The organism is Clostridium estertheticum subsp. estertheticum, from assembly GCF_001877035.1.
Classification (GTDB): domain Bacteria; phylum Bacillota; class Clostridia; order Clostridiales; family Clostridiaceae; genus Clostridium_AD; species Clostridium_AD estertheticum.
The window spans coordinates 136,450-148,766 of sequence record NZ_CP015756.1 but is presented as its reverse complement, the minus strand read 5'-3'; the positions used below and the strand labels follow the sequence as shown (position 1 = coordinate 148,766).

Sequence of the window (12,317 nt, the reverse complement as noted above, 5' to 3'; positions counted from 1 at the left end):
ATATATTAATATTTTGTTCATTTAATACACTATAAAAAAAGCATATTTTATGTTATCATTTTCTTGTTTAACGACATTACAGAAGGAGTTAATTTATGATTGATATAACTTTACTAAATTTTAATGTCTTTGCACTATTTTGTTATTTTATTGTTTATTCCTTCATGGGCTGGTGCCTTGAAACAGTATATACTACAATTCGCAAAAAAGAATTTGTTAATAGGGGCTTCCTACATGGACCATTTTGTCCTATTTATGGTTTTGCCATCTTATCTATAATTGTTTTGCTAAAACCTATTGAAAATAATTACATTTTTCTCCTTCTAGGTTCAATATTTTTGACTTCCCTCATTGAATATATAACGGGTTATATTTTAGAAACTACATTCGATAGTACTTGGTGGGATTATAGCGATGAGCCATACAATCTTCATGGAAGAATATGCTTAAAATTCTCTATAATATGGGGGTTCATTTCAATTTTAATACTTAAAGTAATCCACCCCTATATTAAATACATAGTGAATTTAATACCACCAAATCCTGGTGTATTCCTTTTTTATATTACTTTAGTATATTTCATTTTAGATTTTATAATTACTATAATTACTATACTCAAACTAAAGTCTCTTTTAACCCAATTAATTACTGCATATTCGGAATTAACTGATAAGTTTTTAGATTTCAAATTAAATTTAGGTAATACTAAAAGTATACCTGAGTTAAGAATTAAATTGGATCAGTTGATAGATCTTGCTGAAACTAAAATGAGTAGGAAGAAATTCAACATTGAGAATATTATAAAAGAAGTTAAAATAAAATATGATTCTTTGTTTATAAAAAAATATCCAAATTATTCACGAATTATAAAAGCATTCCCTGACCTTAAATTCAAAGCTTTAGATGCTATTTTTAAAGATGTTAAACAGATAATTCATAAGGATAAAAAAGGTTGATTTCACTAAATTACAAAAGTCAAAAATCATTTTCAGCTTGAAATTAACAATTACTAATGTTAGGATTCAATAGTATATATTAAAATAAGATAAGTTAAGGAGACCTAAAAATGAAAGAAAACAATCTTGAACTTGCGCAAAAGGGCATTGATGATGCACTGGACACTATTGAGTCGCTAGAAAAAAGCATAAAAGAAACTCCTATTTCAAAAAATATATTAAAAGAAAGTTTTTATACACTTTCTAAAAAAGTTGATGAAATTGAAAACATCTTAAAAAATGAAGGTATCCTGTAGTTAATTTTGCCTTTATAATATAAAACAAAAAGGCACATAAGTATTAACTTATGTGCCTTTTTTGCTTTATATATTTGTTAAGCTAAATCATTCCTTAATAATTAACTTCTTCTAAGAACAATCCTTTAGCTGGTGCAATATGTCCTGCATATTTTCTTTCTTTTCTATCTAATATATCGCTAATCTCGTTTGCATCTCGCTCACCAAGTCCTACCTCGACAAGTGTTCCAACTATTATTCTTACCATATTCTTCATAAATCCATTTCCTTGAACACTAATTTCTATATTCCCATCATCATTTATAATGTTTATTGTATAAATAGTTCTTATAGTAGATTTTTTCTTAGTTTTAAGTGTAGTAAAACTTTGGAAATCATGTTCTCCCACTAAAACTTCTGCTGCTTTTCTCATTTTTTCGATATTCAATGGTAATGGTACATGGTAATCATATTTTCTGGTAAATACGTCATGTACTTTATTATTGCATATATTATATATATACTTTTTAACCTTAGCATTATATCTCGCATGAAAATTAAGATCTACTTCCTCAACGCTTTTTATTACAATATCTTCTGGTAAAAATTCGTAACAATAACTTCGCATTTTATGTGTAGGCATTGTAGAGTCTGTTCTAAAATTAGCAACTTGGTTTGATGCATGTACTCCTGCATCAGTTCTTCCAGAAGCAGTTATTTCAATGTTTTCTTCTGCCATCTTACTTAAAACTGCTTCTATTTTGTGCTGAATTGTATTATCACTGTCTCCAAGTCTCTGCCATCCTTTATACCTAGTACCATCATATTCAATTACAATTTTTATATTTCTCATATTTATTATTTATCCTACCTTCTATTTTAGAATTTAATGACATTTAAAAAGGAGACTTCCTTCTTAAGTCATTAATGTTACAACATCTCTGATGCTCTTTTAATTCACTTCTTATATTATAGACATATGTCTTTATTAATAAAACATACCATACAATTTAATTTTAAGTTTTGACAATACTGAACTTAATTTCACTATAGGATAACTTGTTTCTGCATCTAGAACAACTCTACCCTTTACCCTCTTCCACCTAGATAGCTTCCAAGTTTTTTTCAAATCAGTCGCATTTCTCCTTATAGCCTTTCTTTCCCTTGAATTACCATCATAAAACACTACAAAATCGAATTCAGCATTTTCAGTATTAAATTCTGAATCAAACTTTTCTATAATACTATTAGGTGAAAGTAATAATCTACCAACTTTAGGCTGAAGATCAAATGTAATTCCTTTTTTATTACTTGAACTTAAATATGATTTATAAATTAGTTCACTACAAAACAAAGCATTATCTGTCATAATGTCAAAGTTGTAATCATATGCCTTTCCTAAAGATTCAAAAGCCGTAAATAACGCCTTTAGTTTATCTTCTTTTGATAGTCTAGGGCGCAGAGCAGAAAAGTAATCTACCTTTGCAATGGCATCTAAAGGACTTATTACAACACCTGGAGCAATAACTTCGATAATATATTCTCTATTATTTACCTCTTCACTCCATAAACTATCATATACTTTAGGATATATTACCTTTACATACTCTGATACACACAAGCAATCTCCCAATAACATATCGCCAAAATACTCATCCAATTTTTCCAAACAACCTATATAAATACCTGTATGAGTCCAAAATCCTGGAAGTCCTATATTGGTTAGCTGGTAATTATTCCTTTTTAAAAGAACATCTCCTGGTACCAATTCCTCTTTAAAAATATTGATATCTTCATTACTAATATATTTTTCTTTTCTACTAGAATAATCAATCCCAGTGATACTTATTGCAACCCATTTCTGGAATGGAAACCAAAAATCAAAAACATTTTTTCCAAAGAAATCGATCATATTGTTTTTAACAATGCTTCTATGGTTCCTAACTAGTTTAATAACATTCAAATAATTATAACTTGCGTAATCTAATAATTGTGTTTCGCTCTCATCTCTTTCAAATTCATAAACCTTATAGTAATTAACCTTAAAATCAAAATAGTGCTTATTTCTATACAAAGATATCATATAAGATATTTCTGTAATTTCTTGTGTAATATAATAATATTGTTTTTTATTGATGTTGTATTCAGCCCTAGGTTCATTTAGCATTGACTCCAAATACTTGTTTTTCTCTATGATACCTACAAGCAAAACAGAGTTTTTACGTATTGCTATGGTTGATGCATAAATTAATAATATATTTTTATACTTATTATAAGAATCTGAAGTATTCCTAAATAAAAGCTTATTTTTATATTTTTCTCTAATATCATTTAATTCATTATAACATCTTACATAACTAATCCATTTATCTAATATGTTTTGTTTATCTGCTAATGACATATTTTGAATATTTGAAATAAATAGGCTTTCATTACTTTGAATCTCACTCATCACATGTTCTAATTCTTTTATAAGCTCTAAGGATTTTTTTATTTCCTCATCAACCGTTCTATGAACTAAGCCCATATCATTATCCTCGATTCCTTTTTCATTTTAAAGCAGCATTTTATTTAAATCTCCATGCACAAATAAAAAAATGACATATATTATTAATATAGCTAAATTTCAATTAAGTACATACACCGCCCATAAATTGAATTTGTCAATTAAATATTATTATACCATAGAACTCACTATTCCTTTAATATATAAATTATATAATTGAAATATTTCTATTTTTTTTACCTTTTTCGGATTTTCAATGTTTCTTTTTACTCATTTATATGTATACTATCACTGTACGACAAATTGTAAGATAAAATGAATTTCTGGAGGCTCATATGTTTACAAGTGAACTATTATTGCATTTTTTAAATTTATTATTTATTATTAATATCCTTTTCGCTTTTGCAGTTGTATTTCTTGAGCGAAAAAATCCTGCAAGCACTTGGACCTGGCTTATGGTATTATTGTTTTTGCCTAGCATAGGGTTTATTCTATACTTATTTCTTGGTCAAAATTTAAAAAAGAAGAAATTGTTTTCACTAAAGAAAGAAGAAAAGGAAAATCTCACGTCAATTATAGATAAACAAAAGGAGTTTTTGAGTAATGATGCTCTAATTAAAACTAATCCTTTTTTAAGTAAATATTCTGATGTAATGAAACTCAATCTATGTAGTGATAATTCCTTCTACACTAATAATAATAATGTAACTATATTTACTGATGGTAAATCAAAATTTGATCAACTTAAAAAAGATCTTGAAGAAGCAAAAATATTTATTCATATGGAGTATTATATATTTCAAAATGATAATTTAGGAGGAGCTATTCTAGAAATTCTATGTAGAAAAGCCAAAGAAGGAGTAGAGGTAAAATTACTTTATGATGGTATGGGGTGCCTTAAGGTACATAAGAACTTTTTTGCTCCTTTAATAGAAGCTGGTGGAAAAGTTTCATGTTTTTTCCCACCTTTTCTTCCGTATATAAATCTTCGAGTAAATTTTAGAAACCATCGTAAAATATGTACTATTGATGGTAAGTGTGGTTATATCGGTGGTTTTAATATTGGAGACGAATATTTAGGACTTTCTAAAAAATTCGGATTTTGGCGAGATACACATTTATTCATACAAGGAGATGCACTTGATGCACTACAATTGCACTTTTTAATGGATTGGAGATTTGCTTCAAAAGAAAATTCTGTTTTTGATGACAAATATTTTCCCCATAGACCTCACCTTGGTAAAACAGGTCTTCAGATAGTTTCAAGTGGTCCTGATTCCACTTGGAATTCTATTAAAAATGGCTATTTAAAAATGATAAGTAAAGCTGAAAAAAATATTTATATAGAAACGCCTTACTTTATTCCTGATGACAGTATACTTGAGGCTCTAAGGATAGCATCCTTGTCTGGGGTAGATGTCCGTATAATTATACCGAGTAAACCAGACCATCCCTTTGTATATTGGGCTTCTACATCTTATATGGGAGATCTCCTGGATTCCGGTGTCAAATGTTATACCTATACCAAGGGCTTTCTCCATAGTAAATTCCTCTCTATTGATGGATCTATAAGTTCTGTAGGTACAGCGAATCTAGATATTCGTAGCTTCACTTTAAACTTCGAAATTAATGCTTTTATTTATGATAAAGAGATCACTTCTAACTTAGATCGTTTTTTTATTGATGATTTAAAATCTTGTGATGAACTAACTCTAAAAAAATATACTAACAGAAGTTCTATTGTTAAATTTAAGGAATCTATTTCTCGATTACTTTCTCCAATACTATAATAAATAACACTCCGCAAACCTTTTAATGTTTGTGGAGTGTTATTTATATATATATATATTTATATTTATTTATATATATTTATTTACATATATTAATTAATCAGTTAGTTTTTATTATAGGTATACTAAAAGAAAAATCAGTTCCTTTTCCTATTTCACTTTCGACCCATATTTCTCCACCATGTTCTTCAATAATATACTTACATATAGATAACCCAAGTCCTGTACCTGTAGGTTTATCTGTAAGCGTATCACCTACTTGACTGAATTTTTTAAATATATATTTTTTATCTTCCTCTCTAATACCTACCCCTGTATCGCTAATACTTACTATTATATTCTGCGCAACTACTCTCGCGCTACATACTATGCATCCTTTTTGAGTAAATTTTATAGCATTAGAAATAAGATTGATTATTACTTGCATCAATTTGTCTTTATCTGCCATAATTTCAGGAAGTGTTTCACTTATGCTTTGAATAACCTGAAGAGATTTACCTCTAATAATTGGATTCATTAATGTTATTACTTGTGTTATAATTTCTTCTATATCAATTTTTCTCATATTTAATACAACTTTTCCTGCTTCCATCCTTGATATATCTAACAAATCATTTATAAGACTCGATAATCTCTCTCCTTCTGATAATATTATATTTACATTTCTCTTTATTTTAACTACTGCGCTTTGATTTTTTTGAATTGAAAGATCTAATTCTGGTACTATAGTCCCTTCAAATTTTCTCTTAACCATTTCTGTAAAACCAATTATTGATGTTAATGGAGTTCGAAGTTCATGAGAAACTGTGGACAAGAAATCCGTTTTCGTCTTGTCTATATCTTTTAGCTTTTTGAAAAGCTTAGCATTTTCTATTGCTACAGCTACTTGACTAACTATTGAATAAGCATTACCCCTATAACTTTCATTGTATGCTGCCTTCTTATAATTAACCATTATTACAACTCCATATATTTCATCTTTATAAATTATTGGAATCATTAATAGGCTTCTCATGTGATATAATAATAATTGTAATTTGGCACTATACAATGCATAATCTACTTTATTTAAATCCTGAATATAATACATTGTGCCAGACTCTGTAACTCTATTAATTAGATTAATAAATTTCTTATCCTGAATGTAGCTACTTGTGTTTAGTTCAACTCTACTACCATGAATAGCCATAATTTTAAATTCAGTATCATTTTTTAATATACTTATAGCAGCATCATAAGCTGAACTTTCATACAAATTATTTAATAATTTATTAAATATATCATTAATGTTTGTTGTAGATTTAAATATATCAATATTTGAAATGATTTTCTTGTCAAATTCCTTTGATTTTTTAAACATTGTTGTTTTTATTACTATATGCATAATTATAATATTTATTATTATTATGACTCCTATATATAAGTAAAATTTGTTTGATAATATTTCCATCATAATATACCTCTATTTATTATTTATTATAGCTATGGGGTTACAATATTTATGACTTGATTTAATACATAACTACAATGAACGTAACAACTTTCTCTCTTTATGTCAAGCATTATTAAACATTTAATACAACTGCTTACTATCTTATGAAAGAGGTGCCTCTATGCGAAAATCAGGTAAAATAATTAATATTGAAAAAAATAAGGTGTATGTCGTTACCAAAAACAATGAATTTGTAACTCTCAAAAAAAATGTAATTGAGCCTGTACTAGGTGAAATTTATGTAGGTGAAATAGTTAAACCCTTTGCCCTTTGGAAATACATCTTATCACTTATTTGTTCTTTATTAATAGTATTTGTAATAAGGCAATTATATATGAATAGTAGATATAATTACTCCGTTATCGTCAATATGAATTGTTCTCTAAAAATGGATGTAAATGCTTCAAATGATGTTACAAATGTTGAGGGCATTAGCTCTGGTGGTTATAAAATAAAACAACTTCTAAATCTCAAAGATACATCACTTAACCAGTCCTTACATTTAATTTTAGATGAATCTATTAAGCAAAAATACTTAACTAAGGCACATGCAGATGACGGTTTTAAAATTACTATATTTATTACTGGCAATCCAAATAAAGCTCCAATAAACTTAACTGAGTTTGAAAAATATGCAGAGACGCATAATTTTAAAGTTCTAATAAATGATAATGGACAACCTATAATTAATTAGATGAACATTAAAGATACTTATCTTATATTTACATTATAACTTCTAAGGGCGGTGCGAAATGAAAATCATACAAGGCGTTAAAGAGAAAAATATTATTAATCACTATGAAACTAATGATTCAAAAACTAGATTAAATAAATTCATAAGTGAAACAGGTTTTTGTTCTAGGCGTGAAGCAGATAAGCTAATTGATAAAGGTAAAGTCACAGTAAATGGAGAAATACCTGAAATGGGCACCCAGGTGTGTAACACTGATGAGATTAAAATAAATGGTAGCCCACTAAAAAACAAAGAAGATCACATTTATTTAGCTTTCAATAAACCTGTTGGAATAACATGCACTACAGAGCATAAAATTAATGGAAACATCATAGATTTCATAAATTATCCAAAAAGAATTTTTCCAATCGGTCGACTTGATAAGGCTTCTCAAGGTCTTATATTTTTAACTAACGATGGTGACATTGTAAATAAAATTTTACGTTCAGGTAATAGTCATGAAAAGGAGTATATTGTAACTGTAGATAAACCAATATCTCCTGATTTCATAAAAAATATGGCAAATGGTATCCCCATACTCAAAACTACTACTAAAAAATGTTTAGTAAAAAAAGAAAGCAAATATGTTTTCAGAATAATTTTAACGCAGGGACTTAACCGTCAAATACGAAGAATGTGTGAGTATTTAGGTTACTCTGTCATGAGACTTGAGAGGCTTAGAATTATGAATGTTTCTATAAATAATTTACCTACCGGGCGATGGAGATATCTATCTAAAAATGAACTAATAGGTATTAATAATCTAATTTCAGACTCCATAAAAACTGAAAATGCTTCTAAATAAAAACCACAATATGTTTTTGTATTAAATCACCACCTCTGATGTTGAAAAACACTTGAAAAACACACAAATTTGTGTGTTTTTTGCTTTATTTTAAAGTTATCAACATTGTGCACACAGATTTTGTGGATAACTTGTTATTCTTAGTTAATAATAACTATTATATTTAAGTTGTAAATTTGTTTAAAATTATGCTTTTAACTTATAAATAACTACTTGTTTATCCTCCTTAAATTCATGTAAAATCCCTTAACTTTATCTCAAATTGCTACTACTCACTGCCTACTGCTCTAATGATCTCAATCGTAATATAGGCTACTATGTAATCATTTTCATGTTTCAGGCCTGTAGTGCTTATTTCGCAGCTATACTCCATTTTAAATTTATATTATACACATTGTATTTTAGTTATAGCCACGTTTTGCCGTAAAACTTATAAATACATTTTATCTTATATCTTATATATTATACCAATTTAATTATAAGCCCATATAGTTATAATATTATATTTAATTTATATTATTTTCTTTTTATTTCACTAATTATTTTAAATTTATTATTTTTTTATTTAGACTCACAGATTGTACACATTAAGTTTTACTAATCCACAATCTCTTTTAATATATGTAATTATATGTTAAAAATTACGAACTATTTAATAGTTATACACATTATCCACAGCATTTCTGTGTATAACTTGTGGAGTTGATGTTAATGATTCGTTATTTGTCGTTATTATGTATATATTGGAATATAATATGTAAATATCTGTTTATTTAATAAAATAATTCAAGATTTAATTATTAAGTTATGCACATTATCCACAGTTTTGTTGATAACATGTTAATAACTTATTATCTATAATATCACTCGCATTTACTATGTCTAAACGGTTAAATCCTCTCCTGTGGAGCTGCAATATATCTCCCTAATAAAATTTCTTGATTACCATCTCGTGAAATGGTATATTAGGCACATAAGTATATATTTGAAATCTTTATAAATTAAATTGAAAAGAGGTAATTCGCTTGAGAATAGGAATGGGATATGATGTTCATAGATTGGTTAACGATAGAAAATTAATACTCGGTGGAGTGACTATACCCCACGAGACTGGTTTACTTGGTCATTCAGATGCAGATGTTCTAGTTCATGCAATTATGGATGCACTCTTAGGTGCTGCTGCACTTGGTGATATTGGAAAACATTTTCCTGACACTGACACTAAATATAAAGGCATATCAAGTATTTCTTTACTTACAAATGTTTGTAACCTAATAAAAAATAAAAATTATATAATTGAAAATATTGATGCTACAATAATAGCACAAGAGCCTAAAATGGCACCACATATACCCTATATGGTAGAAAATATTGCGACCGCCCTTAATTTGCCTATAGATAAGGTTAATATTAAAGCTACTACGGAGGAAGGCCTCGGTTTCACTGGTCAATGCGCAGGAATATCATCTAATGCTATATGTCTTTTAAAATAGCTATTTATAATCTTGTGTTAAATCATCTCCTGAGTCGCTAAAATATCTTTAAATCAAAATAAGGACAATTCTTATGGGAATTGCCCTTATTTTGATTATCTTTCATAGCTATATGTGTTAATCCCATTTAATCTATGTTATTAAAATTTAATTAACTAAACAATTTTCTCGTGCAATAATACTTCTCTTCTCTCCTTTCTAATTCAAATTCACTTATAGATGTAACTCTATCATGTTGTTCTACGTGTAGTACATAACCCTCTTCGTTCTTATTTTCAAAAAAAACCTTTGAATAATCCATAACCTCGACTTTTTCTCCACATAGGTCATAAATAAATTTCGGTATATTATTTAGCATAAATATCTACCCCCTTAATATTTATCAACTATAAATAAATATTATAATATACAGACGTTTATGCTAAATTTTTTATTTATTTTTCATGTAATATCAACTTCAATTTAAATCCATCATTTCTAATGGTTTTAACAAATTAATTCTTTGAGCCCAAAGATCAGTATATATAACATCTGCATCATTTATTCCTTTTGTAAACATTATACCCTATCTTATTACAATATTCTCATTATAGAATATGATTTATTTTAAATATAATATTGCAAATAGCTATATTTTTAATATTTAGGATAAGTTATCCACAGTTTTTAACATTTAATCAACAGAAGCTGTGGACAATTATATTTATATGCGAAAGCCTTATTTCAGTGCTTATACATATTAAAAGTTATTCTGACATATTTTTATCCACATTGTCTACCAATGCCTGTTCATAATCTGTTAGTTTTTGTGTGTAGTAAGTAGTGTCACTTCTTCTTTTTTCATTCAATATTTATCTTTTTCTGCTATTTGCTTTCTATATTATTTCAATGAATTTTTAACCAAATTCAATTTAACATGATAAGATTCCTTGTTTTAAATCTTTATCAAATTTTATTACTAACAAAAAAAACAGACTATTTAAATAGCCTGTCTAAATAAAGCTTTACCTAACTCTTCTGGCAGTAACATAATCTCCTCTTGTCAATTCTGTTATTTTGATTACATCACCAGTACGTGGTGCCTCAATATATGAGTTATTACCTACATACATTCCTACATGGTGTGGATCTGATGCTGTACCAAAGAAAATTAAATCTCCCGGTTGCAAATCTCCTCTAGCTACATATGAACCTTCATTTATTTGTGTATAAGTAGTTCTACTAAGTGAAACACCGAAATGACCATATACATATTGCATAAATCCAGAGCAATCAAAAAACTTAGGACCACTAGCGCCCCAAACATAAGGCGTACCTAAAAAATTACTTGCATATGCAACTACAGCATTTGAACTAAAGGATGATGATCCTCCTCTAGATACAGTGTAATTAGGAAGGTTATCTTTCATTTGTTGTATTTGTTTCATAGTAGCATCTACTGTAGCTTGTCCATCATTAACCTTGCCAGAATACAATTTTTCTTGTTTTGTAGCTTCCAAGATTAATACGCTTTGATCTTTTTTAGTATCTTTAAGTTTTGCGAGTTTTGCTTCATTATCAGCTTTTAACACTAATAGCTTTGTTTTCTGAGTTTCAAGTGCTCGCTTTTGGTTTTCAACCTTACTCTTTTTAGCTGTTAACACTGTTACAATACTATTATCATACTCAACAATTTTTTTAACAGTTTCAGCTCTTGAAATAAAATCCCCAATTCCATCAGAGTCTAATAAAACTTCCACATAGCTACCCGCACCATTCATATACATGCTTCGCATTCTCTCATTAAATAAATCTTGTTCTTTTTCAATATTAGACTGTGCAACTTGTATATCATTTGTTGTCTTCACTATTTGTTTCTGGGTTTCCCCTACTTTAACCTTTGTTTTATCAACTTGTGTATACATCTTTTCTATGTTTGAATCTAGTTTTTCAATTGATGCTTCTATACTTTGAATGTTACTTTGAGCTTTCTTGTATGCGTTTTTTTGGCTTTCTAACTGACTTTTTTGATTACTAAGTTTATCTGATAATGGATTTGCCATTACCTGCATGCTTATTGTAGCTACAACGCCAATTGTCACTATCAATGATATTATTCTTTTACGCAACTTAATCCCCCCTATGTAATATTATGTTTTTTTACAATTTATTGGTTTTTTAAAATTTTTTTTTAATCAACGGTTACATTGTACCATTATTTTATCATAATCTTCAGCGAAAACATAGATTATACTGTAAATTTTATTTGTTTTTCAATTATATGACTA

At 27.9% G+C, this 12,317-nt stretch carries 11 protein-coding genes; 6 read left to right on the top strand and 5 right to left on the bottom strand.

What is annotated here, in order from left to right; all coding sequences use genetic code 11:
* Positions 1 to 95: 95 nt before the first annotated feature.
* Entirely contained in the window at positions 96 to 956 is an 861-nt protein-coding gene (locus tag A7L45_RS00710) for a putative ABC transporter permease (RefSeq protein ID WP_071610989.1), read from the top strand.
* A gap of 110 nt (positions 957 to 1,066) precedes the next feature.
* The gene (locus A7L45_RS00705) at positions 1,067 to 1,252 is read left to right on the top strand and encodes a hypothetical protein (protein ID WP_071610988.1); all 186 of its coding nucleotides are present in this window, start codon (positions 1,067 to 1,069) and stop codon (positions 1,250 to 1,252) included.
* A gap of 94 nt (positions 1,253 to 1,346) precedes the next feature.
* Here A7L45_RS00705 and truA read toward each other — a convergent pair whose 3' ends face one another.
* Entirely contained in the window at positions 1,347 to 2,084 is a 738-nt protein-coding gene (gene truA, locus A7L45_RS00700) for a tRNA pseudouridine(38-40) synthase TruA (RefSeq protein WP_071610987.1), read from the bottom strand.
* A gap of 135 nt (positions 2,085 to 2,219) precedes the next feature.
* Entirely contained in the window at positions 2,220 to 3,758 is a 1,539-nt protein-coding gene (locus A7L45_RS00695) for a YiiX/YebB-like N1pC/P60 family cysteine hydrolase (protein ID WP_071610986.1), read from the bottom strand.
* A gap of 314 nt (positions 3,759 to 4,072) precedes the next feature.
* On the opposite strand from A7L45_RS00695, the gene cls reads away from it, so the two are divergent.
* Positions 4,073 to 5,527 (top strand): cardiolipin synthase, encoded by a 1,455-nt coding sequence (cls, locus tag A7L45_RS00690; protein WP_071610985.1) that lies wholly within the window; start codon positions 4,073 to 4,075, stop codon positions 5,525 to 5,527.
* Positions 5,528 to 5,627: 100 nt separating this feature from the next.
* Here the strand turns inward: cls and A7L45_RS00685 are convergent, their stop codons facing one another.
* The gene (locus A7L45_RS00685; RefSeq protein ID WP_071610984.1) at positions 5,628 to 6,980 is read right to left on the bottom strand and encodes a GAF domain-containing sensor histidine kinase; all 1,353 of its coding nucleotides are present in this window, start codon (positions 6,978 to 6,980) and stop codon (positions 5,628 to 5,630) included.
* A 160-nt stretch (positions 6,981 to 7,140) separates the two neighbouring features.
* Between A7L45_RS00685 and A7L45_RS00680 the strand changes: the two genes are divergently transcribed.
* From A7L45_RS00680 to ispF, 3 genes are all read left to right on the top strand, one after another.
* The gene (locus A7L45_RS00680; protein ID WP_071610983.1) at positions 7,141 to 7,713 is read left to right on the top strand and encodes an anti-sigma-I factor RsgI family protein; all 573 of its coding nucleotides are present in this window, start codon (positions 7,141 to 7,143) and stop codon (positions 7,711 to 7,713) included.
* A gap of 58 nt (positions 7,714 to 7,771) precedes the next feature.
* The gene (gene rluF, locus A7L45_RS00675) at positions 7,772 to 8,557 is read left to right on the top strand and encodes a 23S rRNA pseudouridine(2604) synthase RluF (RefSeq protein ID WP_084647310.1); all 786 of its coding nucleotides are present in this window, start codon (positions 7,772 to 7,774) and stop codon (positions 8,555 to 8,557) included.
* A gap of 1,025 nt (positions 8,558 to 9,582) precedes the next feature.
* On the top strand, positions 9,583 to 10,050 hold the full coding sequence (gene ispF / locus A7L45_RS00670) for a 2-C-methyl-D-erythritol 2,4-cyclodiphosphate synthase (RefSeq protein ID WP_071610982.1): 468 nt from the start codon (positions 9,583 to 9,585) through the stop codon (positions 10,048 to 10,050).
* A 151-nt stretch (positions 10,051 to 10,201) separates the two neighbouring features.
* On the opposite strand, the gene A7L45_RS00665 is transcribed toward ispF, so the two are convergent.
* Together A7L45_RS00665 and A7L45_RS00660 are read right to left on the bottom strand one after the other, a co-directional pair.
* Positions 10,202 to 10,408: a hypothetical protein gene (locus tag A7L45_RS00665; RefSeq protein WP_071610981.1), complete on the bottom strand. Its 207-nt coding sequence runs from the start codon at positions 10,406 to 10,408 to the stop codon at positions 10,202 to 10,204.
* Between the two features lie 646 nt (positions 10,409 to 11,054).
* Entirely contained in the window at positions 11,055 to 12,158 is a 1,104-nt protein-coding gene (locus A7L45_RS00660; protein ID WP_071610980.1) for a C40 family peptidase, read from the bottom strand.
* Positions 12,159 to 12,317: the final 159 nt, after the last annotated feature.

Excerpts from the sequence above, each read along its gene's own strand:
- A7L45_RS00685 (WP_071610984.1), bottom strand. The coding sequence starts at position 6,980 with ATGATGGAAATATTATCAAACAAATTTTACTTATATATAGGAGTCATA.
- A7L45_RS00695 (WP_071610986.1), bottom strand. The coding sequence starts at position 3,758 with ATGGGCTTAGTTCATAGAACGGTTGATGAGGAAATAAAAAAATCCTTA.
- A7L45_RS00680 (WP_071610983.1), top strand. The coding sequence starts at position 7,141 with ATGCGAAAATCAGGTAAAATAATTAATATTGAAAAAAATAAGGTGTAT.
- truA (WP_071610987.1), bottom strand. The coding sequence starts at position 2,084 with ATGAGAAATATAAAAATTGTAATTGAATATGATGGTACTAGGTATAAA.
- rluF (WP_084647310.1), top strand. The coding sequence starts at position 7,772 with ATGAAAATCATACAAGGCGTTAAAGAGAAAAATATTATTAATCACTAT.
- A7L45_RS00705 (WP_071610988.1), top strand. The coding sequence starts at position 1,067 with ATGAAAGAAAACAATCTTGAACTTGCGCAAAAGGGCATTGATGATGCA.
- A7L45_RS00665 (WP_071610981.1), bottom strand. The coding sequence starts at position 10,408 with ATGCTAAATAATATACCGAAATTTATTTATGACCTATGTGGAGAAAAA.
- cls (WP_071610985.1), top strand. The coding sequence starts at position 4,073 with ATGTTTACAAGTGAACTATTATTGCATTTTTTAAATTTATTATTTATT.
- A7L45_RS00710 (WP_071610989.1), top strand. The coding sequence starts at position 96 with ATGATTGATATAACTTTACTAAATTTTAATGTCTTTGCACTATTTTGT.